The organism is Bradyrhizobium sp. SZCCHNR1015 (assembly GCF_032489875.1).
In the GTDB taxonomy this organism is placed as follows: domain Bacteria; phylum Pseudomonadota; class Alphaproteobacteria; order Rhizobiales; family Xanthobacteraceae; genus Bradyrhizobium.
Map to the genome: position 1 here is coordinate 239,341 of NZ_JAUEYW010000002.1, position 22,787 is coordinate 262,127.

At 66.6% G+C, this 22,787-nt stretch carries 20 protein-coding genes; 13 read left to right on the forward strand and 7 right to left on the reverse strand.

All coding sequences use genetic code 11. From position 1 onward, the window contains the following. The first annotated feature begins 414 nt into the window (after positions 1 to 414). Positions 415 to 1,410, forward strand: coding sequence for a UDP-glucose 4-epimerase GalE (galE, locus tag QX128_RS04770; protein ID WP_316236814.1), 996 nt, complete (start codon positions 415 to 417; stop codon positions 1,408 to 1,410). Between the two features lie 38 nt (positions 1,411 to 1,448). Here galE and QX128_RS04775 read toward each other — a convergent pair whose 3' ends face one another. From QX128_RS04775 to QX128_RS04790, 4 genes are all read right to left on the reverse strand, one after another. Next, complete coding sequence (locus tag QX128_RS04775; protein WP_316236815.1) at positions 1,449 to 1,793, reverse strand: hypothetical protein; 345 nt, start codon at positions 1,791 to 1,793, stop codon at positions 1,449 to 1,451. A 22-nt stretch (positions 1,794 to 1,815) separates the two neighbouring features. Next, the gene (gene trpS / locus QX128_RS04780; protein ID WP_316236816.1) at positions 1,816 to 2,835 is read right to left on the reverse strand and encodes a tryptophan--tRNA ligase; all 1,020 of its coding nucleotides are present in this window, start codon (positions 2,833 to 2,835) and stop codon (positions 1,816 to 1,818) included. A 252-nt stretch (positions 2,836 to 3,087) separates the two neighbouring features. After that, the gene (locus QX128_RS04785) at positions 3,088 to 4,722 is read right to left on the reverse strand and encodes an ABC transporter substrate-binding protein (RefSeq protein WP_316236817.1); all 1,635 of its coding nucleotides are present in this window, start codon (positions 4,720 to 4,722) and stop codon (positions 3,088 to 3,090) included. Positions 4,723 to 5,104: 382 nt separating this feature from the next. Then, positions 5,105 to 5,722: a TetR/AcrR family transcriptional regulator gene (locus tag QX128_RS04790; RefSeq protein WP_315801864.1), complete on the reverse strand. Its 618-nt coding sequence runs from the start codon at positions 5,720 to 5,722 to the stop codon at positions 5,105 to 5,107. 103 nt (positions 5,723 to 5,825) lie between these two features. Here QX128_RS04790 and QX128_RS04795 point away from each other — a divergent pair, with 103 nt between their 5' ends. The 4 genes from QX128_RS04795 (at position 5,826) to QX128_RS04810 (ending at position 9,518) form a co-directional block, all read left to right on the forward strand. Continuing rightward, positions 5,826 to 6,524 (forward strand): PspA/IM30 family protein, encoded by a 699-nt coding sequence (locus QX128_RS04795; protein ID WP_316236818.1) that lies wholly within the window; start codon positions 5,826 to 5,828, stop codon positions 6,522 to 6,524. A gap of 56 nt (positions 6,525 to 6,580) precedes the next feature. Then, positions 6,581 to 6,856, forward strand: a complete 276-nt coding sequence (locus tag QX128_RS04800) for a YiaA/YiaB family inner membrane protein (RefSeq protein WP_315716622.1) — start codon at positions 6,581 to 6,583, stop codon at positions 6,854 to 6,856. A gap of 380 nt (positions 6,857 to 7,236) precedes the next feature. Beyond that, positions 7,237 to 8,241, forward strand: a complete 1,005-nt coding sequence (locus tag QX128_RS04805) for a hypothetical protein (protein ID WP_316236973.1) — start codon at positions 7,237 to 7,239, stop codon at positions 8,239 to 8,241. Next, positions 8,238 to 9,518 (forward strand): hypothetical protein, encoded by a 1,281-nt coding sequence (locus QX128_RS04810; RefSeq protein WP_316236819.1) that lies wholly within the window; start codon positions 8,238 to 8,240, stop codon positions 9,516 to 9,518. Before QX128_RS04805 ends, QX128_RS04810 begins: the two co-directional genes overlap by 4 nt. Here the strand turns inward: QX128_RS04810 and QX128_RS04815 are convergent. From QX128_RS04815 to QX128_RS04825, 3 genes are all read right to left on the reverse strand, one after another. Then, complete coding sequence (locus tag QX128_RS04815; protein ID WP_316236820.1) at positions 9,439 to 11,025, reverse strand: hypothetical protein; 1,587 nt, start codon at positions 11,023 to 11,025, stop codon at positions 9,439 to 9,441. The two genes, QX128_RS04810 and QX128_RS04815, sit on opposite strands and share 80 nt — an antisense overlap. 410 nt (positions 11,026 to 11,435) lie before the next feature. After that, positions 11,436 to 12,287 carry an SDR family NAD(P)-dependent oxidoreductase gene (locus tag QX128_RS04820; RefSeq protein WP_316236821.1) on the reverse strand — a complete coding sequence of 284 codons (852 nt, stop codon included), beginning with the start codon at positions 12,285 to 12,287 and terminating at the stop codon, positions 11,436 to 11,438. Positions 12,288 to 12,440: 153 nt separating this feature from the next. Beyond that, on the reverse strand, positions 12,441 to 12,830 hold the full coding sequence (locus QX128_RS04825) for a winged helix-turn-helix domain-containing protein (protein WP_316236822.1): 390 nt from the start codon (positions 12,828 to 12,830) through the stop codon (positions 12,441 to 12,443). Between the two features lie 100 nt (positions 12,831 to 12,930). On the opposite strand from QX128_RS04825, the gene QX128_RS04830 reads away from it, so the two are divergent. The 8 genes from QX128_RS04830 to QX128_RS04865 all read left to right on the forward strand — a co-directional run bounded on the left by QX128_RS04830 (position 12,931) and on the right by QX128_RS04865 (position 22,782). After that, positions 12,931 to 14,055, forward strand: a complete 1,125-nt coding sequence (locus QX128_RS04830) for an alkene reductase (RefSeq protein ID WP_316236823.1) — start codon at positions 12,931 to 12,933, stop codon at positions 14,053 to 14,055. Positions 14,056 to 14,268: 213 nt separating this feature from the next. Further along, positions 14,269 to 15,933, forward strand: coding sequence for a thiamine pyrophosphate-binding protein (locus QX128_RS04835; RefSeq protein ID WP_316217156.1), 1,665 nt, complete (start codon positions 14,269 to 14,271; stop codon positions 15,931 to 15,933). Positions 15,934 to 16,768: 835 nt separating this feature from the next. After that, positions 16,769 to 18,151, forward strand: a complete 1,383-nt coding sequence (locus QX128_RS04840; RefSeq protein WP_316236824.1) for a M20 family metallopeptidase — start codon at positions 16,769 to 16,771, stop codon at positions 18,149 to 18,151. 367 nt (positions 18,152 to 18,518) lie between these two features. Beyond that, positions 18,519 to 19,433, forward strand: coding sequence for an amino acid ABC transporter substrate-binding protein (locus tag QX128_RS04845; RefSeq protein ID WP_315801873.1), 915 nt, complete (start codon positions 18,519 to 18,521; stop codon positions 19,431 to 19,433). A 208-nt stretch (positions 19,434 to 19,641) separates the two neighbouring features. Continuing rightward, positions 19,642 to 20,373: an amino acid ABC transporter permease gene (locus tag QX128_RS04850; RefSeq protein WP_315801874.1), complete on the forward strand. Its 732-nt coding sequence runs from the start codon at positions 19,642 to 19,644 to the stop codon at positions 20,371 to 20,373. A 1-nt stretch (position 20,374) separates the two neighbouring features. Continuing rightward, the gene (locus QX128_RS04855; RefSeq protein ID WP_315801875.1) at positions 20,375 to 21,067 is read left to right on the forward strand and encodes an amino acid ABC transporter permease; all 693 of its coding nucleotides are present in this window, start codon (positions 20,375 to 20,377) and stop codon (positions 21,065 to 21,067) included. A 9-nt stretch (positions 21,068 to 21,076) separates the two neighbouring features. Further along, entirely contained in the window at positions 21,077 to 21,808 is a 732-nt protein-coding gene (locus tag QX128_RS04860) for an amino acid ABC transporter ATP-binding protein (RefSeq protein ID WP_316179526.1), read from the forward strand. Positions 21,809 to 21,921: 113 nt separating this feature from the next. Further along, positions 21,922 to 22,782 (forward strand): D-amino-acid transaminase, encoded by an 861-nt coding sequence (locus QX128_RS04865; RefSeq protein ID WP_315801877.1) that lies wholly within the window; start codon positions 21,922 to 21,924, stop codon positions 22,780 to 22,782. The last annotated feature ends 5 nt before the right edge of the window (positions 22,783 to 22,787 follow it).

Consider the following 22,787-nt stretch of genomic DNA (forward strand, 5'->3'; position numbering starts at 1 on the left):
GCACAGCCTGCGATCGCCGCGCCGGGATCGCGCCAACGACATCGGCGCTGCACTCGCTGCCGCGACCAGCCCGCGCATGATGTCCCAGAATGCGACGTCGCGCGCGCTCACGTTAACGTTCAGAACGCGACTTGAACGAACCGCGTCCGAATCAGCGGCGCAGCCCGGTACGAGGTCTGTTCACGGCTAGATGTCGTGCTGCCATCGCGTGACGTCAGCTATTCGGCGTCACCTGACCGCCACCGGACGACCGGCCGGGGTGCAAGACCGTTAAGAGCGCGCAGAGCGGCGCGCCGCCAAGCGGTTGTGGTGACGCCGGCCGGCGCGCTGCCCGGTTGCAGCGGTCGCCGCGCTGGGTCACATTTCGCATCCGCGACTGGGTCCAGCCGTTCGCTGATCAGAAGGCCTTCATGCATGGGTCACAACGGAGCGATCCTGGTTGCCGGCGGCGCCGGCTACATCGGCGCCCATTGCTGCAAGGCTGTCGCCGAGGCTGGCTACGTGCCGATCTGCTACGACAATCTGTCCACCGGACATCGCCGCTTCGTGCGGTGGGGACCGCTGGTGGTCGGCGACATCGCCGACAGCGCCAGAGTGGCTGACACCATCCGCGCCCACGCGGTCGGCGCGGTCATGCACCTGGCCGGGCCGAGCACGATCGGCGAATCCGTCACCGATCCGCAGACATACTATCTCAACAACGTCGCCGGCAGCCTGGGCCTGCTGCAGGGCATGCGCGAGGCCGGCTGTGCGCGGCTGGTGTTCTCCTCGACCGGCGCGGTCTATGGCGACGCCGGGCGGGATCCGATTCCCGAGAGCGCCGCGGGATCGGCCCTGAATCCCTACGGCCGCTCGAAATACATGATCGAGCAGATCCTGGTGGACTATCAGGCGGCCTACGGCCTGTCGGCCATCGTGCTGCGCTACTTCAACGCCGGCGGCGCCGACGCGTCAGGCCTGATCGGTGAGCTGCGCGATCCCGAGACGCACCTGATCCCGCGGGCGCTGATGGCGATCCTCGGCCATGTGCCGGACTTCGCGATCTTCGGCACCGACTATGACACACCCGACGGGACCGCCGTGCGCGACTATGTTCACGTCGATGATCTCGCGGCAGCCCACATCGCCGCGATGGGGCGTCTGCTGCAGAACGGTTCGGGGGGCACCTACAATCTCGGCACCGGCCGCGGCCATTCGGTGCGCGAGATCGTCGATGCAATCGGCAGGGAGACCGGCGAGCGGATCCCGCTGGTGGTGCGCGCGCGCCGCGCCGGCGATCCACCGGTCCTGGTCGCCGATCCGCGCCTTGCCCGGCAGGAGCTCGGCTTCGCGGCGCATCGGTCCGATCTCGGCACGATCATCCGCTCGGCCTGGAGCTGGCACCAGACCGCGCACCCCCGGATCGCATGAGGCCGATGCCGCGTGTCGGGAGCTTGTCGGGGAAGTTGTTACGCCGCGGCCGGCGGCGTGTGCGCGAACTCGTCCACGAAGCTCACCTCCGCGCGCTCGTCGTCGACCGACCAGCAGCCGATCTCGGAAGCGCCCCGGAAGAAGTGGACGCTGTGGACCGGTGAGCGGAAATCGTCGCCGCGAATGATCTGGAGCAGCGTCTGCGCCACGCGGCGGTGATCGCCGGGGAGCCTGAGGTCGAAGAATGCGTCGCCATAGCCCGGCAGGATGGTGCCGGCCGAATCGCGAACTTCCATGCGCAACTGAGCCATGCTCGCATTCAACGACAGCAACGGTTTCCGCCCGGTAAATGCCGCCGCGCTTTGGTCTCGATCCGGCGGCACATGCGGCCTCATCATTCGAGAGCTATTGCAGCGTGAACAGACCCAGCGCATTGCGGACCTCGCGCAAGGTCGCAGCGGTGACGGTACGCGCCAGTTCGGTGCCCTGCCTGACGATATCGAGAACATGGCCGGGATCACGCGCCAACGCTGCACGCCGGGCGCGGATCGGCGCGACCACGGCCTGCAGCACGTCATCGAGCCGCCGCTTCACGATGCTGTCGCCGAGGCCGCCGCGGACATAACGCGCCTTGAGGTCCGCAACAGCCGCAGGATCGTCGTCGAACGCGTCGAGATAGGTGAAGACGACATTGCCCTCGACGCGGCCGGGATCCGCGGCCCTGATGTGGCCGGGATCGGTGAACATGCGGCGGACGGCATCGCGGATCTCGTCCGCCGTGGCGGAGAGCGGAATCGTGTTGCCCTGTGATTTGCTCATCTTGGCCTTGCCGTCCACGCCGGGCAGGCGCCCGACGCTCGGGATCAGCGCGCGTGCCTCGGGCAGCACCTCGCTGCCCGCCTGGCGGTTGATGCGGCGGACGATCTCGTTGGTCTGCTCGATCAGCGGCGCCTGGTCGTCTCCGACCGGCACGATGGTCGCCTTGAAGGCGGTGATGTCGGCGGCCTGCGCGACGGGATAGCACAGGAAGCCGGCCGGAATATCGCGGCCGAAGCCGCGCGCCTGGATCTCGTCCTTGATGGTCGGGTTGCGCTCGAGCCGCGCCACCGTGACGAAGTTCATGTAGAGCAGCGTGAGATCAGCCAGCGCCGGCAAATGCGATTGCAGGCAGATGGTCGTCATCTCCGGATCGATGCCGACGGCGAGATAGTCGGTCGCGATCTCCAGGATATTCCGGCTCACCCTGGCCGGATCGTGGGCGTGGTCCGTGAGCGCCTGGGCATCGGCCAGCAGCAGGAATTGCCGATGCGTGGATTGCAGCGCGACGCGGTTCCGCAGCGAGCCGACATAGTGGCCGAGGTGCAGGGGGCCGGTGGTTCTGTCGCCGGTCAGGATGACGGGACGGTCGGGCACTGAGGGACGCATTGTGGTTCTCCAGGAGTGAGAACCGCCGCTCGATCGAGCTCTTCGATGCTGTTGATGACAAGAACCGCGTCGCAGGCCGATGAACGGCGGCGACGGGCGATCAAAGACGAGGCCGTGCCGCTCCTAGATGGAGCGCCACCACATGTTCGTGCGCAGGGTCTCGGTCTTGATCATCGGACCGATATGGCCGAAATCGCGGATCGACGCAACCCGCTGACATGCGCCGAGCGCGGCGCGATCCGGCCATTCCGTCTATTCGAGATCGATCGCATGATACTGGCCGGTCTTGTCGAGCTGCGTGCCCCAGACCTTGTGCAGCGCCTGGTGGTCGGAGGGGCCGAAGCTCACCTTCGATCCAACGCCGAGCTCGTAGTTCTGCATCGATTCGAGGACGTCGACCAGCGACTCGGTGTCGACGGCGGGACCAGCGCGCCGCAGCCCTTCGATCAGGACGTTGGCGGTGAGATAGGCTTCCAGGGACGAGTAGTCCGCCGGCTCGCCGGGGAAATATTTGGCGAGCGCCTTCTTGTAGTTCAGGGTGACGGAGGCGTAGCCGTCGACGGCCGGCGTGACCTGGGTGCAGATGACGCCGTCGGCATAGCGCGGGCCGAGCACCATCAGCTCGCTGGCGAGGCCGGTGCTGCCGACGCCCGAGATCGTCGCGTAGGTCATGTCCGGATAGAGGTCGCGGGTCTTCTCGATGAACTTGGCCGCGGCGCGGAAGGTGGCGACCAGCACGACGGCCTTGATCGCATGCTTCTGCCGGCGGAGTTGCGCGATGGCCTCGTCGACATTGACGGTGTTGCGGCTGTAGCTCATGCGGAAGGCGTCGCCCGCGCCGCCGCGCAGCGCGTGCATCGCCTTGCTGACGCCCTCCCACCCCGCGTCGCCATAGGCGTCCTGCTGGGTGAGCACTCCGATCTCCTGCGGTCGCAGCTTGCGGCTCTTGACGAGATAGTTCACCAGCGCATGGGCTTCCTCGGCGTAGCCGGCGCGGTAGTTGAAGACGTAGCGGTCCGGCGGGTCGTGGCGGAGCGAAGGAGCCCCGGTGAAGGCGCCGAAATACAGCGCATGGTGCTCGAGCGCGTAGGGCACCGAGATCAGGGCCGTCGGGCTGCCGTAGTTCTCGACGAAGCCGAACACCTTGTGCTGCTCGTAGAGCTCCTTCATCGCGTTCAGCGTCCGCGTCGGCTCATAGGCATCATCGGCCGTGTAGAGCTTGAGCTGCCGGCCATGCACGCCGCCTTCCTCGTTGGCCTGCGCGAAGGCGAGGTCGATGCCGAGCTTGAGCTGATGGCCCATCTCCCGGGCCGGACCCGAGAACGGCGCCGCCATTCCGAAGCTGATTTCGGTGTCGGTCACGCCCTGGACCGGGGGGCGCGCGCTGGTCGGCGGCGCCGCCGCGGCATTGGCCATCCGCGTGTCGAACTTCGGCGCGCGGTCCTCCTCCCTGAGCGGCATGCTCTGGTCTGGCGTGACCACGGGGAGGGCGCTCGCGAACGCTCCGGTCGGGAAAGCATCCTGGACCGGCGCGACTGTCTGCGCGGCGCGGACCGGCAGCGGGGCGACTGTTGCCGGCGTCGTCGCCTCCGCACTGCCGTTGGCGGAGAGCGCAGCGGTCCACCGTGCCGGCAGCCGCATCGCGGCAAAGCCGGCCACGCCAGCGGCGACAGCCACGAGCCCCAGCACGCTCAACACGCCGAGCAATCGCCGCTCCCGTGGCGGCGGAGGAACCTCCTGCACGCCGTAGCGCGACGCGAATTCAGCGGGCGTGGGCCGGTCGTGCTCGTCGCGCCACGATTGTTCATACATCGGACGCCGGCCGTCGTCGTAGCCGGACGGGAATGGCGGATCGCGGTCGTCATTGGGCGCACGCAAATGTCTCACGATTTCCCCCTTGGCTCGCGCGTCATGGACTCGTTGGAGTTTTCTTCTTGATCGCGCGGCCGTCATGCGCTGCAGGTTCTGCCGGCCGGATGAGTGTGGCCATGCGTCGAGATCTGCGCACGTCACAGGACCAGCACTCATCATCGCGTGCTGGTGGCTCGACTGTCCCAGACATGTTGTCTGGAACAAGTCCGAACGTCGACATGATACTGCGAAGCAATGCGGCGGTTGTTTGTTCGCGCCGTCAATTCCGGCTGAACAACGAGAGAGCTGCGCCGCCATGAGGGCAATTAGCTAAGACAACAAGTAGACGTGAAGCAGTCGAGCCTGATGGTTGGCATCAGGTGCCGACGATGCTGTTCGCCCGGCGCAAAGCCTCTCGTCAGTGGCCGGCTTTCTCCTCCGCCACCAGTCCCGTCACCATCGCCTTCACCATGGTCGCGATCTGCGCGCGCAAGGCGGCGAGCGGCACCGCGATCAGCTTCTGCTCCAAGCCGAGCGCGACCATGCCGTGGACGGCCGAGAACAGGCTGCGCGCGGTGACGCTGATGTCGTCGAACGAGCGCTGCGGAAACAACGCCGCCAGCGGCTGGTGGATGTGACGGAACAGGTGCATCTGGTCGGCGATGGCCCAGTCCGGCAGCGGCTTCTCGGGCGCCATGCGATGTTCGAACAGCGCGCGCCAGAGCTCGAGATTGTGGGCGGCGAAGTCGCAATAGGCGATCGCGATGCGCACCAGCGCAGCCTCGGGGCCGGGAGGTCCCGCGCCCTCGGCTGCGGACAGGTTGGCATCGAGCCGCGCCAAGGTGCGTGATCCGACCATCAGCACGAGCTCGTCGACATCGGCGACGAGATTGTAGACCGCGCCATTGGCGACGCCGATCTCCTGGGCGAGATCGCGCGTCTTCAGGCCGGCGAGACCCCGCGTGCGGATCATCCGCTCGGCAGCCTCGATCAGGGCTTCGCGCTGTTTTGCGCGTCTTTCCAGTGTCTTGGACATTGTCGACCAAAATATTGAGCGTCGCTCAAAATAATTCTTGAGCGCCGCTCATGATTGCGCTAGAAGAAATCCTATGAGCGATGCTCATAACAGGGAGTTCACAATGTTCAAGACCGTTCTGACGCTGTTTCGGGGCACCGTGGCCGTCGCGGAGGAGGAGCTGCAGGACCGTACCGCGCTGGTGATCCTGGATCAGCAGCTGCGTGACGCCGCCGCCGCTGTCGAACGCAGCAAGCGCGCGCTGGCGCTGGCCATCGCGCAGGACCAGCAGGAGGGCAAGCGGCTCGAGGCGACCTTGGCGCGGATCACCGATCTCGAGGTGCGCGCCACCGCAGCGCTCGACGGCGGCCGCGAGGATCTGGCCCGCGAGGCGGCGCAGGCGATCGCCGGCCTCGAGGCCGAGCGCGACGCCGCCAGGACGGCGCGGGCGCTGTTCGCGACGGAGATCACGAGGCTGAAGAGGCATGTCGTCAACGCCGAGGCGCGCATTGCCGAGCTCGATCGCGGCCGGCGGATCGCGCGCGCCTCCGAGGCCGTGCGCAATCTGCGCCGCGGCGGCATCGAGGCGGCGCGTCCTTACGAGTGCACGCTGCCCGAGGCCGAGGCGACGCTGAAACGGCTGCGCGAGCGGCAGATCGAGGCGCAAGCCGCGGACGAGGCGCTCATGGAGCTCGATGCCGCGACGGGGCCGATCACGACAGCCGAGAAGCTCGCCGAGCAGGGCTTTGGCCCGCGCATCAAGACCACTGCCGACGACGTGCTGGCGCGGCTGAAGGCCGGCCGCACCGCCCCGGCCAACTGAATTTCGTCACCCCCGATCGAACGCATCAACAACCACTGCCATCATAGGAGCCGACCATGAACCAGAACACCCAGCCGCACAGCAGCGCCTTCATCACCTTCTCCTACGCCTCCTTCGCCGCGTCCGCCTTCCTCGTCGCGCTCGGCGTGTTCTTCATGCCGATCGATCTCTGGATGAAGGGCTATCTGACGATGGGCATCGTCATGCTGGTGCAGACCTGCGTCACCCTGACCAAGACCCTGCGCGACCGCCACGAGAGCGGCAAGCTCGTCAACCGCATCGAGGACGCCCGCGCCGAGCGCCTGCTGATGGAGGTGTCGAAGGCGGCGTAAGCCGGCAGTCGCAGCCCCCTTGCTTCCTCGGTCTATGGCATCGATCGTATCGGACGAGATGCATGCGACGCAGAAGCGTTCAATTGGTTACTCCGTCATGCCCGGGCTTGTCCCGGGCATCCACGTTTTTCCGAGGGCGCCGCACGGCGTGGATGGCCGGGACAAGCCCGGCCATGACGGCGTGGAGGCAGGACGTTCATGGAACAAGGCAGGGATGGAGCGGCCCAAGCATGGCTGCCATTCAGACTGCGTTTACCTTTGCCGCCGCTCCGCCTCTCATCATGATCGTGCATTAACGGCGTCAGGTTAGGTCAGTCGGATCTGGCCATGATGCTAGGATGCCGGTGACGGCAGGCATGGTCTGGCGGGTGGGTCTACAAGTGAACATCGTCGCAGCAGTGGGGCGTATCCGACGCGGCATCAGCTTCTGGCTGACCGCGCTCGGCCAGGAGGCGATGGACCTGTCGCTCCGAACCCACGCGGAGTTGCGCACGCGCATCGTCGAGAGCCCGGGGACGACCTTGGATGATGCGGCGCTGGCGGCGCTCGTGGCCGATCTCCGCACCATCGCCGGCAAGACGCTGCCGGCCGGCGAGCTCACCTATGGCATTTTTTCAGGCCAGCGCGAGCCGCTCGCGCGCGCCATCATCACCGTGGTGTCGGAGGAGGCGGGCGGCCGGCCGATCGCGTTCAACGCGCTCGCGGTGATGCTGGTCGAGCGCGACGGCGACGCCCAGCAGGTGCTGCATCTCGGACTGGTGATGGTCGACCCGGACGCGCGCGGCAAAGGCCTTTCCGGCGTGCTCTACGGCCTCACCACGCTGCTGCTGTTCATCCGTGACGGCCTGCGGCCGAAATGGATCTCCAACGTCACGCAGGTGCCGGCGGTGGCCGGCATGGTCTGCGAGACCTTCTCCGACGTCTATCCGTCGCCGCTGCCGCAGGCCCGGCCGACCTTTGCGCATCTTCAGCTCGCGCGCGGCATCATGCGGGCGCATCGGGCGGTGTTCGGCGTCGGCGACGAGGCCGGGTTCGACGAACAGCGCTTCGTCATCACCAACGCCTATACCGGCGGCTCCGACGCGCTCAAGAAGACGTATGACGACGCGCCCAAGCATCGCGACCCCGTCTACAACGGCTTCTGTGCGCGCGAGCTGGACTACACCAGGGGCGACGACCTGCTGCAGCTCGGCCGGATCGACCTCGCCGCCGCCCGGCGCTATCTGCTGCGCGAGATCCCCTCGGACTCGCTGCCGGCGCTGCTGGCGACCTCGGCCGTGCTGGCGCTGCAGCGGATGATCCTGCCGCTGGTGCACTGGCTCGACGACACCAGGACGTTCGGCACCTTGCGTCCGCGCCTGCCGACCGGCGAGCCCACGCCATGACGGCCGGCATCGTTGCCGACTCCATCGTCAACCTCTGCGGCGCGATCGGCCTCGCGGTGGCCGCCGCGATGCTGCACCGGCGCGATCCCCGGGGACCGCTGACGGCGCGGCTCGTCGTTCTGCTCGGGACGGTCGCCTCGCTGTTCCTGCTGCGCGGCATCGCCTGGTGGATGGACAATGCTTTTCTCGACCGCATCTCGCTGATTCCGGCGGCGCTGATCCCGCTCGGCGCGCTGGTGGTGACGGAAGGCCTGCTGCGCCGGCACGCGCATCGCGCGCTCAAGGCAATTGCCCTTGCCGGCGGCGCGGCTCTCGCGATCGCCGGCGCGCTCGGTCCGGTCGCGTTCGAAAGCCACCACACAATCGTGCTGTCAGCCTTTCAGCTCGCGGGCTTTGCGACCTGCGCCTGGCTGCTGCTTCGCCGCGACCGCGCGAGCCTGCTGGCGTGGGAGAACCGCGCCATCGATCGCGTCGCCTTCGGCGCCATCATGGTCATCCCCTTCATCATCACAGATTTTCGCGTGCTGGCGCCGGGCATGCCGGTGCGGCTCGGCGCATTGGGCGCGCTGCTGGCGGTGACCGCGATCCTGATCGCCGGCGCCAGCGCGGAGACGCAGCGCCAAAGCGGGCTGCTGACAATGTTGCGGATCCTCGGCGCCGCCTTGCTCGGCGCTGCCGCGGCCGCGCTGTCGCCGGAGGTCGACGCGGCGCAACTGATGCGTTTCTGCGCGGTCGCCGTGGCCGGCGTGCTCACGATCGGCCTGATTGGCGACGCCTTGCGCGCGGTGCTGCAGGCCGGCGAGCCTGGCGTGCTCGACTCGATCGGGGCGTCGAACGCGGCGACACGCGAGGATCTGATCGCCGAGCTCACCCGCCAGCCGGTCTTCGAGAGCGCGCGCCGCTGCCGCGAGGATGAGCTGATCGCCTATGATCCGCCGCTGCTGCGCGACTTTCTCGCGTCGCGCCGCGTGTTGCGCCGGGCCGATGCGCCGTGGCGGCGGGCGGTCGCCGATCCGGCCGTCGAGCGCATGGTGGCGCTGATGGATGCGCGGCATGCGACGCATGTGATCGTGCTGTCGCACCGGCCGGTCGATCTCATCGTGCTCGCGGTCTCCGTGATCTCGGCCGATCCGGCCACGGAAACCGCGCTCGCGCTGGTCAGGCGCCTGCTGGTGCAGGCGCCTGATCCTCAGGACGTCACGCCCACATGTGATGGTGGGCATGCTGATGCTGTGACATGTCCATCATCGGCCCTTCCATCATCGGACCGTCCATGACGAGGGTCGCCGGAGCGGCGCTGGCGGCGGGCGCCGCGCTCGCCAGCATGATCACGTTCGAGGCGGGCGCCGCCGTGATGGCCGCCAGGACGGCGGCGGCGTCGGCACTGTTGCCGCCGCCGGTGGTCGCCAGCACCTGGCCGATCGTGGTGCCGTCGACATTGTAGGCGCCGCCATTGACCGGGATGTTGTTGCCGCCGACATCGGCTGCGTTCTGGTGCATCTGGTCGGCGGCCGCGGCGACCAGCGCCTTGTTGCCGGCCTGGAAGCCCTCGAGGATCTTGGCGATCTCGGCGCCGAGCGTGCTCTGGTCGCCGAGCAGCTCGTTGTCGAAGCGGGCCTGGAAGATGCCGCCCTGCGCAGCGTCGAAATCGGTGACGTCCTTCTTGAACGTCATCAGGTCGGCGGTGACCTTCGCCATCGCGGCGGCGTCGCCGGCATTGACCGCGGCGATGGCGGCTTTGCCGAGCGCGTTCGACTGGGCGATGAACATGGCCCAGAAATCGGTCTGCGCCTGGTTGTCCTGATAGGCCGGCGTCGGATTGAGGAAGTCGCCGAATCCGGTCCAGCCGTTGAGGCCGTTCTGCTGCGCCATGTTGGCGAGATTGGTGTCGCCGGCGACGATGTCGATGATGTCGAGGAAGTCGTCGTTGAGCGCGCGGCCGATGTCGACATTGCCGGCCGCGCCGTTGATGTGGGTGTTGACGAGCGCGAGCTGGTCGATGATGGCGAGCGCGTGCACGCCGGTCAGGCCGCCGAACTGCAGCGGGTTGGCGGCGACCAGCGCATTGAGGCCGGCGATCAGCGCGTCGACATCGTCCTGGATGATGTCGACATTGCTGTCGTTGACGCCGCCGATCAGCCGGTTGGCGGCGTCGTTGAAGATCAGGCCGAGCTCGGCCAGCGTGCCCTTGGCGGCGGTTGCGGCCGTCACGCCCTCGGGCAGCAGCGCCGGCGCCTGCAGGAAGCCGGTGACGCCATCGGCGTTGGTGGCCTTGCCGGCGAGGTTCGGATCGTTGTTGACGACGTTGAGGATGTCGAGATGCGCGTTGCGCAGCGCGGTCTCCGCGGCCGCGATGCTGCCGAACGCGCCGCCGCCGGTCACCGACGCCATCGCGGCATCCTGCGCGACCGTGATGTCGGCGAGGATCTTGTTGACGTTGGTCAGCGTCTGCCCGGTGAACTGGTTGGCGGCAACCATCGCCTTCAGGCCATCCTGAATCACGGTGAGATCGCCGGTGTAGTTGTAGACGCTGCCGAGCCCCTGGCCGCCTTCGTCGACCACGTTGCGCCACAGCCCGCCTTCGAGAAAGCGCGTCGCGTCGTTGAACACCACGCCGAGTTCGGCGAAGCCGAGCGCGGGCGTCGGTGGCGTGGGAGTTGTCGGCGTGGGCGGCGTGGGCGTAGGAGGCATCGGCGCCGGCTGGCAGTGATGATTGTGATGGTGGTGGTTGTGATGATGGTGATCGTGGTGACTGTCGTGATGGTGACGATGATGGTGCGACATGTCCGACGTACTCCCCAAGGCTGCGCACCACTGCGGATGAGCCGAGGCAACGGGGCGCGGCTGACGCGGGTGCGGATGATGCGGGCTATCTGCTGCCCGCTTCGTGGCTGCTTCGCGCAAGGAATGTGGAATGCGTCTGCGTCAGATTGTCGTGCGGCATACGGGGGGCGCTGCCGCAGAGCTGCGACATCTCACCGCTTGACGGGTGAGGGGCCGCTTCAAGAGCACGCGACCCGCGGCGATGTCGCGCCACGGCAAATCAGTGAGTTGCAAGAGCGCTCGACCGTCGCGATTCGGTCGATGCTGGACGTTCCGAATGCACGCGGAGCGCCTTGCGACGATCCGACGCGTCCGGCGAAATGATGCTGAGATCCGGAGCAACGACGGGCCGCCGCTGCGATGTGGCCGGATCATGGCGATTTCTTTGCGAAGGCCGCGAATGCGTCGGCGTAGTCGGCATGCCAGCGCGACAGCGGCGGCCGGTTCTCGACGATGTCGCCCGCGGCCCACAGGATGCGCCGCTCGTCCAGCGCGCGCGGCACGTCGTTGTCAGGGCACAGCACGTAGAAGTCGCCGGCCGCGACGCGCTCCAGCATGAAGTCGACGGTCTGCTCTGGCGTCCATGCGCCGGCCGGCTTCTCGACGCGGCCATTGGCGGTCAGCGGCGTGAACACGAAGCCCGGAATGAACAGATGCGCTGTCACCTGGCAGCCGGGCGTGTTGCGCAGCTCATGCTGCAGCGCCTCGGTGAACGCCTTCACGCCGGCCTTGGAAACGTTGTAGGCGGGATCGCCAGGCGGCGTGGTGATGCCCTGCTTGGAGCCGGTGTTGATGATCAGCGCCGCCCGGCCTTGTGCGATCATGCCGGGGGCGAACACCTGCGCGCCATGGATGATGCCCCACAGGTTGACGCCGAGGATGCGCTGCCAATTGTCGTCGGCAAGCATCTTGCTGCCCGGCTGGATGCCGGCATTGTTCATCAGCACATCGATCGCGCCGAACCGCTGCCGCACCGCCGTTTCGAGCGCGACCACGCTGTCCCGGCTGCTCACATCGACCGTGGCGGTCATGACCGCAGCCTCGCCACGCTTGGTCGCAGCCGCGAGCCTGGCGGCGGCGTCGCGCAGCCGGGCCTCGTCGATATCGGCGATGCAGACGTTCATGCCGCGTTCTGCAAAGCGCATGGCGGCGGCGAGCCCGATGCCGGAGGCGCCTCCGGTGATGACGGCGGTGTGGTCGGCGGACAGAGCAGGGTGAGACACGGCAGGTTCTCCGGCATGACGATGAGATGCTGGTGTATGATGTCCCGGCGCGGCCGCAAGATCATCCGGCTGACGGCAAGACGGGTTTTTTTGCGGCTACAACGCGAGCCGCATCAGTCCGGTCACAGATGCATCGTGTCGGCTGGAACCGGCTTACGACGCGGTTCTGGCCGCGCGGGCCTTCCGTGGCTTCTCGATGTCGCTGCGCAGCGCGGCGAGATCCTTCTTCACGGCATTGGCCGCGTCGCGCTCGATGCGCCGGTAACGTTCGACCAGCTGCGCGCCGAACGCCGTCAGCGCCGCGCCACCGCCATTGCGGCCGCCGGTCTGCCGCGCGACCGCGGGCTGCCGGCATACCCGGTTGATCTCGTCGACGAGGTCCCAGGCCCGCTTGTAGGACATGTCCATCGCGCGCCCGGCCGCTGAGATCGAGCCGTGCTGCGCGATGTTCTCCAGAAGCGCGATCTTGCCCGGCCCGATCCGGCTGCCGTCATCGAGATCGATGCGCAGGCTGAGCGAGGGCAGGGCGTTCGCTTTCGGCATGGAGGGTCTGCTCATACTGACGTGGGGCGGACATTGCCACCATCATGTTTTGCGAACAAGATGATGCCAATCGACAATCGCAACGACATCTGGGGACGAAATGCTGCCTGCGCTGTTTTCACCGCTCACGATCGGTCCTTATCACCTCAAGCATCGCGTCGTGATGGCGCCGTTGACCCGCATGCGCGCCGCAAAGGAGACGCTCGCGCCGCGGCCGCTCAACGTCGACTATTATGCGCAGCGCGCCACGCCGGGCGGGCTGATCATCGCCGAGGCCTCGCCGGTGCTGCCGACCGGCACCGGCAGTCCGAACGTGCCGGGCATCTACAGCGCGGCGCAGGTCGCCGGCTGGAAGCAGGTCGTCGACGCCGTGCATGCCAAGGGCGGATTCATCTTCCTGCAGCTCTGGCATGTCGGCCGCGTCTCGCATTCCTCGTTCCAGCCGGGCGGTGCGTTGCCGGTGGCGCCGTCGGCGATCGCGATCGGCGACGATCTCAAGGCGATGACGGCGGACGGCAGGCCGGCGGCCTACGAGACGCCGCGGGCGCTGGAGTCCGACGAGATCCCCGCGCTCGTCGCGGCTTATGGCCAGGCGGCGCGCAACGCGATCGCGGCGGGCTTCGACGGCGTCGAGGTGCATGGTGCGAACGGCTATCTGATCGAGCAGTTCCTGCAGACGCGCAGCAATCAGCGCACCGATCGCTACGGCGGCTCCATTGAGAACCGCTGCCGCTTCCTGCTCGAGGTGACGGAAGCCGTGATCGCCGCTTGCGGCGCCGACAAGGTCGGCGTGCGGCTGTCGCCCTATGGCATCGCCAACGGCTCCGGCGAAGTCGACCCGATGCCGCTCTACACGCATGCGATCGAGGCGCTGAACAGGCTCGGCATCGCCTATCTGCATCTGATCGAGCCGCGCTCCTCCGGCGCCGGCCGCGCCGACGTCAACTGGCAGAACGTGCCGTCGGCGCTGGCGCTGTTCCGTCCGATCTGGAAGGGCGTGCTGATCGGCGCCGGCGGCTTCACCGGTGAGCCGGCGGAGGCGGCGATCAAGGCGGGCCATGCCGACGCCATCGCTTTCGGCCGCTACTTCATCTCCAATCCGGACCTGCCCGCCCGCCTGCAGCACGGCTGGCCGCTGACGCCCTACAACCGCCCGACCTTCTACGGCGGCGAGGAGAAGGGCTACACGGATTATCCGGTGTATCAGGAGACAGCCGAGGCGTAGCCTCCGCTCTCTCCACGTCATTGCGAGGAGCGAAGCGTATGATGATCGACGCTCTTCGCTCGTCTCTTTCCACATCGTCATGCCCGGGCTTGTCCCGGGCATCCACGTCCATCCAAGCGTGCCGACCGACGTGGATGGCCGGGACAAGCCCGGCCATGACGTGGAGAGGGCTTGCACCAACAAACAACACCGCGTCGCCGGAGGAACCGCAACATGAAAAACCGCACCACCGGACGTTCGGCCTTCCTCGCGCTGCTCAAGGACGAGGGCATCACGCATCTGTTCGGCAATCCCGGCACCACCGAATTGCCGGTCATGCATGCGCTGAAGGATCATCCCGATCTCACCTACGTCATGGCGATGCAGGAGAGCCTGGTGGTGGCGATCGCCGACGGCTTCAGCCGCGCCTCGGGACGTCTCGTCGCCTGCAACGTCCACGTCGCTCCGGGTCTCGGCAACGCCATGGGCGCGCTCTACAATGCGCAATTCACCGGCACGCCGATGATCCTCACCGCCGGCCAGCAGGAGCAGGGCCACGGCCTGATGGAGCCATTGCTCTACGGTCCGCTGGTGCGGATGGCCGAGCCGCTGGTGAAATGGGCGGTCGAGGTGACGAGGCTGGAGGACCTGCCGCGCATCATCAGGCGCGCCGCCAAGGTCGCGACCACGCCTCCGACGGGCCCCGTCTTCATCTCGCTGCCCGGTGATATCCTCAATGCCGAAGCCGGCATCGAACTCGGCCGGTCGACGCGGGTCGATGCGCGCGTGCGGCCGACCGCGGACGCGTTGCAGGGGCTGGCGCAGCGCATTCTCAAGGCGCAGCGGCCGGTGATCATCGCCGGCGACGAGATCGTCAAGAGCGATGCGCTGCAGGCCGCCGCGGAGTTCGCCAGCGCGATCGGCGCGCCCGTGCATCAGCAGTCCGCGCCCTATGGCGCGCATTTCCTCTCCGAGCATCCCTGCTACATCGGCTCGCTGTCGCGCGCGCAGAAGCAGGTCCGCGATCTCCTGGCGCCGCATGATCTGCTGATCGTGCTCGGCGCCGATCCGTTGCGGATGTCCGTGCACAGCGAGATCGAGCCGCTGCCGGAGGGACTGCCGATCGTGCAGATCGGCCTGGTCGATTGGGAGCTGGGCAAGAACTTCGGCGCCGAGATCGCGCTGAAAGCCGACGTCCGCGAGACGCTCCTGCAGCTCACGCCGCTGCTGCGCGAGGTGGGCGGTTCGTCCCTGCAAGCTACCGCGCAAGCGCGCATCGCGGAGCTGTCGTCGAAGAACTGGAGTGCGCGGCGCCGGACGCTGACCGCTCAGATCGAGACGGCACGCGACAAAACGCCGATCGATCCCGACTATCTCGCGCTGCAGGTGGCCCAGGCCATGCCGGAGCATGGCATCCTGGTCGACGAGGGGCTGACGTCCGCGCGCTACATGACGGCGCTGTGGCCGTACCGCGACCGCTACAACTATCACGGCCTCGCGTCGGGTGGCATCGGCTGGGGCCTGCCGGCCTCGGTCGGCGTCAGCCTCGCCAATCCCGACCGTCCCGTGGTGTGCTACTCCGGCGACGGCAGTGCGATGTATTCGATCCAGGCGCTGTGGACCGCGGCTCACCACAAGCTGCCGCTCTCCGTCGTCATCGTCAACAATGGCGGCTATCGCATCATCAAGCAGCGGCTGCTGTCGTTCCACGGCGACGACAACTATATCGGCATGGACTTTGTCGATCCGCCGGTGGACTTCGCCGGGCTGGCAAGATCGCTGGGCTGCGAGTCACTGCGCGTCGGCGATCCCAGTGAGTTGAAGTCGGTGCTGTCGGGGGCCTTCCGGCGGCCGGGCACGAAGCTGATCGAGGTGATGGTGAGCAATGCGGTGAATTGAACAGCTTGGCCTGATGGTTCGAGACGCGCCGCACCTCATCCGCGGCGACCTGCTCGCTCGGTCATGACCATCCGGGGGAAGCGGCGCTCCTCACCATGAGGGTGGAGATCTCGCCAGCCATGAGGGTTAGGATTTCGCCACAAGCTCGGTCCTCGTCCTGAGGAGCCCGCCGCAGGCGGGCGTCTCGAAGGAGGCGGCGGGCGGAGAAGCCGCGAGAAAATTCTTTACGAATATCCGAAGATGTGCTTTATTCCCGAAATCCCGCCTCACACGGAGGGGCGCATCGCGATCGTCACGACACGCGAGGTGGGGATGCGACGGCTGTGGGCATGCCGCAGCGTGGGGAAGCCCGCGCCGACGAACGGCATCTGGCGGACGTGAAGGCGTGTGGTCCTGGCGCCCCGATGCTGGCGCCAAGTCCGCGGGTGATGATCCTGCAGACGACGGTGGCTATCGAGCCGGACACCGGGGAGAGCGCGCTATAAGCGTGAAAACCGTCGCGCGGGGAATGCCGGATGTTCGGCTGAACCTGTGGTGACTGCCGCCTGCTTTTCTTTCTGCAGGCGGGCCATGGGTGAGGCCTTCACCCGGCATTCCCCGCGCCCTCCGTCTCGTGAGGGTGTTCATGCCAATAGCTCGGGTGCTCGACCGCACCGCGAGAACGAGAGCGCGTAAGTCGGGGACGGTGACAAGGCTGCCCGACGCGTCAAGTCCCAGGCATGGCAGTTCCATAATCCGAGACGCATGCGCTGACCAATTGAATTCAAACCCAGCCTCTTTCGCTCCGCCCACGATCCCGATATGACGCCGCCTTCGTTGTGACTGGAAAAGCGCCATGACCAGGATTGATGCAATCGCCCGTGCCCGTCAAAGCCTGACGAGCGGTGACTTCCTGGCCGAGCTCGGCCGCCGGGTCGCCTATCGCACCGAGAGCCTCAATCCCGAGCGCAAGGACGACCTCGCGGCGTATCTGGCCAACGAGCTGACGCCGTCCTTTGCCGCGCTCGGCTTTTCCTCCGAGATCGTGCCCTCGCCGAGCGGCAAGTCGCCGTTCCTGATCGCGACCTACCACGAGAGCGACAGCGCCCCGACGGTGCTCAGCTATGGCCACGGCGACACCGTCGACGGCATGGCCGGCGAATGGCGCGACGGCCGCGATCCCTGGGCGGTGACGCCAGCGGGCAATCGTCTTTATGGCCGCGGCACCGCCGACAACAAGGGCCAGCACAGCATCAACTTGGCGGCGCTGCGCGCGGTGCGCGAGGCCCGCGGCGGCAAGCTCGGCTTCAATGCCAAATTCATCATCGAGATGGGCGAGGAGATCGGCTCGCCCGATCTCGCAGAGGTGGCCGACCGGCATCGCGACGCCTTGAAGGCCGACGTCTTCATCGGCTCGGACGGCCCGCGGCTGTCGACCGCGCGCCCCACCATCTTTCTCGGCTGCCGCGGCGGCATCCGGCTGCATCTCGACGTCAACCTGCGCGAGGGCGGCAATCATTCCGGCAATTGGGGCGGCGTGCTTGCCAATCCCGCGACCATTCTCGCCAATGCCATTTCCACGCTGGTCGACGGCCAGGGCCGCATCAAGCTGGAGTCGCTGAAGCCGCCGCGCCTCACCAACGCCATCCGCGCCATCCTCGCCGACGTGAAGGTCGAGCCGACCGCCGACGAGCCGGCGCTGTCCGACAATTGGGGCGAGGACGGGCTGACGCCGGCGGAGCGGCTCTATGCCTGGAATACGCTCGAGGTGCTGGCGATCTCCTCCGGCAATATCGACAAGCCGGCGAATGCGATCCCGGGCCGCGCCCGTGCCGTGCTGCAGCTGCGTTTCGTCGTCGGCACCAAGGTCGACAGCATCGTGGAGGACGTGAAGAACCACCTCGTTGCGCATGGCTTCCCGATGATCGAGGTCAGCATGACGCAGGGCTTCATGGCCTCGCGCGCCGACATCGACAGTCCCTGGATCAAATGGGCCGCGGATTCCATCAAGATGAGCACCGGCAAGGCGCCCGCCGTGCTGCCGAACTTCGGCGGCTCGCTGCCCAATGACGTGTTTGCCGACGTGTTGAAGATGCCGACCATGTGGGTGCCGCATTCCTATCCGGGCTGCTCGCAGCACGCGCCGGATGAGCACATTCTGCTGGATGTCACGGAGGAGGCGCTCGGCCTGATGGCCGGGCTGTTCTGGGATCTTGGCGAATTGCGGAAGCCGCTGTGAACCGAGAAGGAGGCATGAGCACACATCGCCTGGCATCATTGGTGCTCACCTCCCGCCGCCTGAGCCGGAGTGAGGGGCGTGCCGCGTGCGGGAACCGTCCGCCTGCAACTTTCGTCTGGTCGCGGGGCATGCGAGCTGATCGTAGTTTACCATCCCGACGTTCGGCGCTGCCGTTTCAGCCCGAACGTCTTGTCGAAGGGGACGCGGGACAGGCAATTTGTCGCAAGCGTCCGAGAACTTCCCGCCGCGGGGCGGTCTATGGTGCCCGCGCTCGTCCGGCCGGAGATCGTCCGGGGGCGGGGGCCATTTTGAGTTCGCTGTGGTTTATGCAAGCATCCGGCGATCAGCCGGATTGAGGAGATCAGTTATGAAGCAGCTTCGCCTATTCGGTCTTGCCGTCGCCGCCGCGCTCTGCGCCGGCCAGGTGCAGGCCGAGGACCTGACGGGGACCCTGAAGAACATCAAGGAGACCGGTGCGATCACGCTGGGCGTGCGCGACTCCTCGATCCCGTTCTCCTATCTCGACGACAATCAGAAGCCGATCGGCTTTGCCATCGACATCTGCATGGGCATCGTCGATGCCGTGAAAAAGGAGCTCAAGCTCGACAAGCTCGACGTGAAGCTCAATCCGGTGACGTCGTCGACCCGCATCCCGCTGCTCGCCAACGGCACCATCGATCTGGAATGCGGCTCCACCACCAACAATGCCGAGCGCCAGAAGCAGATCTCCTTCACCAACACCCACTTCCTGACGGCGAGCCGCTACGTCTCGAAGAAGTCGAGCAACATCAACAAGATTGATGATCTGAAGGGCAAGACGGTCGTGTCGACTGCCGGCACCACCAACATCAAGCAGCTCACCGAAGCCAATGCCGCACGCAATCTTGGGATCAACATCATCCCGGCCAAGGATCACGCCGAAGCCTTCCTGATGGTCGAGACCGATCGCGCCGTGGCTTTCGTGATGGACGACATCCTGCTGTCGAGCCTCGTCGCTAGCTCCAAGGATCCGGCCGCCTACGTCATCTCCAAGGATGCGTTCTCCAAGCCGGAGCCCTACGGCATCATGCTCCGCAAGGACGATCCGCAGTTCAAGAAGGTCGTCGATGCCGCGACCGCCAAGATCTACACCAGCGGCGAGGGCGCCAAGCTGTATGACAAGTGGTTCATGCAGAAGATCCCGCCGAAGGGCCTGAACCTGAACACCCCGATCTCGGCCGAGCTGAAGGCTGAGTTCGCCAAGCCGTCGGACTCGCCGGATCCGGATTCGTACAAGCCGTAAGGTGAAGTCGCATTAAGCTCGTGCCGCGACGCCGGTGCGCTCCCTCCCCCCTTGTGGGGGAGGGTTGGGGAGGGGGGCCCGCAGGGGCAGTCTTTGCTGAGACCCCCACCCCGACCCCTCCCCGCTTCGCGCGGGGGAAGGGGAGCGCAGTGTCGCTCGTGGCGACATTGCGTAAACCGACCGCGAGCTATCACTTCAGGACACCCCCGTGAACTACACCTGGAACTGGCACATCTTCCTGGAGCCGAACCCGACCGGGGCGGGCACCTATTTCGACATGCTGCTGTCGGGGCTGAAGGTCACCATCGTGACCTCGCTGTCGGCCTGGGTGATCGCGCTGATCTGCGGCACGATCGTTGGCATCCTGCGCAGTCTGCCCTCGAAATTGGCGACCTGGATCGGCTTCGTCTATGTCGAGTTCTTCCGCAACATGCCGCTGCTGGTGCAGCTGTTCCTGTGGTTCTTCGTGCTGCCCGAGTTGCTGCCGCGAACCGCCGGCCTGTGGCTGAAACAGATGCCGAATGCGCCGTTCTATACGGCCGCGGTCGGCATCGGGCTGTTCATGTCGGCGCGCGTCGCGGTGCAGCTCGCGGCCGGCATCGGCTCGCTGCCGCGCGGCCAGATGATGGCGGCGACCGCGCTCGGCCTCACCACCTTGCAGGCCTATCGCTACGTGCTGCTGCCGATGGCCTTCCGCATCATCCTGCCGCCGCTGACGTCCGAATTTCTCAACACGGTCAAGAACAGCGCCGTGGCGATCACGATCGGTCTGATCGAGCTGACGGGCGCCGCCCGCGAGATGCAGGAATTCTCCTTCCAGGTGTTCGAGGCGTTCAGCGCCGCAACGCTGATGTATCTCGTCATCAACGTCATCGTCGTGATCGGCATGCGCCTGCTGGAGCGCGCGGTGGCGATCCCTGGCTACATCACGGGCAAATGAGATGCTGGCCAATTTCGATTTCGACGTCATCCGCCGCTCGCTGAGCTACCTGTTCATCGACGGCATGACCTTCACCTTGACGCTGACCGCGCTGTCGGCTTTTGGCGGTCTCGTCTTCGGCACCATGATCGCGCTGATGCGGCTGTCCGGCTATCGCGTGATGGGCTGGATCGCCGGGCTCTATGTCGACTTCATGCGCTCGCTGCCGCTGGTGCTGGTGATCTTCTGGTTCTACTTCCTGGTCCCCTATATCGGGCAGTGGATCACCGGATCGTCGCGGCCGATCAAGGTCGGCGCCTTCGCCTCCTCGCTGATCACCTTCATCATGTTCGAGGCGGCGTATTTCTCCGAGATCATGCGCGCCGGCATCCAGTCGATCTCGCGCGGTCAGCCGGCCGCGGCCTCGGCGCTCGGACTGACCTATGCGCAGACCATGCGCTACGTCGTGCTGCCGCAGGCGTTCCGCAACATGCTGCCGGTGCTGCTGACCCAGACCATCGTGCTGTTCCAGGACACTTCGCTGGTCTACGTGCTCTCGATCCCGGACTTCCTCGGCGCCGCCTCCAAGGTCGCGCAGCGCGACGGCCGGCTGGTCGAGATGTATCTGTTCGCGGCCCTGATCTACTTCACCATCTCCTGCATCGCGTCCTACGGCGTCCGCCGCCTGCAGTCGCGCATCGCCATCATCAGGTAGTCGGCTCCCATGATCGAAATCAGCCACGTCAACAAATGGTACAGCCCGAGCTTCCAGGTGCTGAAGGACTGCACGACATCGGTCGCCAAGGGCGAGGTGGTGGTGGTCTGCGGTCCCTCCGGCTCCGGCAAGTCGACCCTCATCAAATGCGTCAACGCGCTGGAGCCGTTCCAGGACGGCACGATCACGATCGATGGTCTCAAGGTCAATGATCCCAAGACCAACCTGCCGAAGCTGCGCTCGCGCGTCGGCATGGTGTTCCAGCATTTCGAGCTGTTTCCGCATCTGAAGATCATCGAAAATCTCTGCCTCGCCCAGCAGAAGGTGCTGGGGCGCGGCCACGAGGAAGCGACCGCCAAGGGCATGAAGCTGCTGGAGCGCGTCGGGCTGAAGGAGCAGGCGCAGAAATTTCCGGCGCAGCTCTCGGGCGGCCAGCAGCAGCGTGTCGCGATCGCGCGTGCGCTCGCCATGGACCCGATCGCCATGCTGTTCGACGAGCCGACCTCGGCGCTCGATCCGGAGATGATCAGCGAGGTGCTCGACGTCATGGTCGATCTCGCCCGCGAGGGCATGACCATGATGGTCGTGACCCACGAGATGGGGTTTGCCAGGAAGGTCGCCCACCGCGTCATCTTCATGGACCGCGGCGAGATCGTCGAGGACGCCAAGAAGGATGAGTTCTTCGGCCAGCCCCGCAGCGAGCGCGCGCAGCAGTTCTTGTCGAAGATTTTGTCGCACTAGTTAGACCCGTCATTCCGGGTTCGATGCTGCGCATCGCCCCGGAATGACGGCGAGAGAAACGATCGGCGCATGCTAAGGACTATGCGTGCGCTGATGAGAAAGGAGATACCGCCTTGGACCCCATCGCTTACGTCAACGGCGCCTTCGTGCCCCTGTCCGAGGCCAAGGTCTCGGTGCTCGATCGCGGCTTCCTGTTCGCCGACGGCATCTATGAGGTGGCGGCGGTGCTCGACGGCAAGCTGGTCGACAGCGCCTCGCACCTCGCCCGGCTGGAGCGCTCGGTCGGCGAGATCGGGCTGGCGCTGCCGGAGAGCCTGGCGCGAATCGAGGCGCTGCAGAAGGAGCTGGTCGCGCGCAACCGGCTCGACCAGGGCATGGTCTATCTGCAGGTCACGCGGGGCGCTGACAAGGGCCGCGACTTCCCGTTTCCGAAAGGCGACGTCAAGCCGACGCTGGTGATGTTCGTGACCGCCAAGAACATCGTCGATGCACCCTCGGCGACGGCGGGCATCGGCGTCATCACCGTGCCCGACATCCGCTGGGCGCGGCGCGACATCAAGAGCGTCGCGCTGCTGGCGCAGGTGCTGGCGAAGCAGGCGGCTGCGGCCGCCGGCGCTGGAGAGGCCTGGATGGTCGAGGATGGTCACGTGACCGAGGGCGGCTCGTCCTCCGCCTTCATCCTGACCAAGGACGACGTCATCGTCACCAGGCCGAACTCCAACGCCATCCTGCCGGGCTGCACCCGCAAGGCGGTGGTGAAGCTCGCCGAGGAGCGTCAGCTCAAGGTCGAGGAGCGGCTGTTCACCGTGGAGGAGGCGCTCGCGGCGAAGGAGGCCTTCATCACCAGCGCGAGCTCGTTCGTGCAGCCGGTGGTCACGATCGACGGCAAGCCGGTCGGCGACGGCAAGCCTGGCCCGGTCGCGGCGCGGCTGCGCGAGATCTATGTCGATTTTGCGCGCGCGACGGCGGTGTAGTTCGA

Coding starts and splice junctions, on each gene's coding strand:
- galE (WP_316236814.1), top strand. CDS start 415: ATGGGTCACAACGGAGCGATCCTGGTTGCCGGCGGCGCCGGCTACATC.
- trpS (WP_316236816.1), bottom strand. CDS start 2,835: ATGCGTCCCTCAGTGCCCGACCGTCCCGTCATCCTGACCGGCGACAGA.
- QX128_RS04790 (WP_315801864.1), bottom strand. CDS start 5,722: ATGTCCAAGACACTGGAAAGACGCGCAAAACAGCGCGAAGCCCTGATC.
- QX128_RS04795 (WP_316236818.1), top strand. CDS start 5,826: ATGTTCAAGACCGTTCTGACGCTGTTTCGGGGCACCGTGGCCGTCGCG.
- QX128_RS04800 (WP_315716622.1), top strand. CDS start 6,581: ATGAACCAGAACACCCAGCCGCACAGCAGCGCCTTCATCACCTTCTCC.
- QX128_RS04810 (WP_316236819.1), top strand. CDS start 8,238: ATGACGGCCGGCATCGTTGCCGACTCCATCGTCAACCTCTGCGGCGCG.
- QX128_RS04815 (WP_316236820.1), bottom strand. CDS start 11,025: ATGTCGCACCATCATCGTCACCATCACGACAGTCACCACGATCACCAT.
- QX128_RS04825 (WP_316236822.1), bottom strand. CDS start 12,830: ATGCCGAAAGCGAACGCCCTGCCCTCGCTCAGCCTGCGCATCGATCTC.
- QX128_RS04830 (WP_316236823.1), top strand. CDS start 12,931: ATGCTGCCTGCGCTGTTTTCACCGCTCACGATCGGTCCTTATCACCTC.
- QX128_RS04835 (WP_316217156.1), top strand. CDS start 14,269: ATGAAAAACCGCACCACCGGACGTTCGGCCTTCCTCGCGCTGCTCAAG.
- QX128_RS04840 (WP_316236824.1), top strand. CDS start 16,769: ATGACCAGGATTGATGCAATCGCCCGTGCCCGTCAAAGCCTGACGAGC.
- QX128_RS04845 (WP_315801873.1), top strand. CDS start 18,519: ATGAAGCAGCTTCGCCTATTCGGTCTTGCCGTCGCCGCCGCGCTCTGC.
- QX128_RS04855 (WP_315801875.1), top strand. CDS start 20,375: ATGCTGGCCAATTTCGATTTCGACGTCATCCGCCGCTCGCTGAGCTAC.
- QX128_RS04860 (WP_316179526.1), top strand. CDS start 21,077: ATGATCGAAATCAGCCACGTCAACAAATGGTACAGCCCGAGCTTCCAG.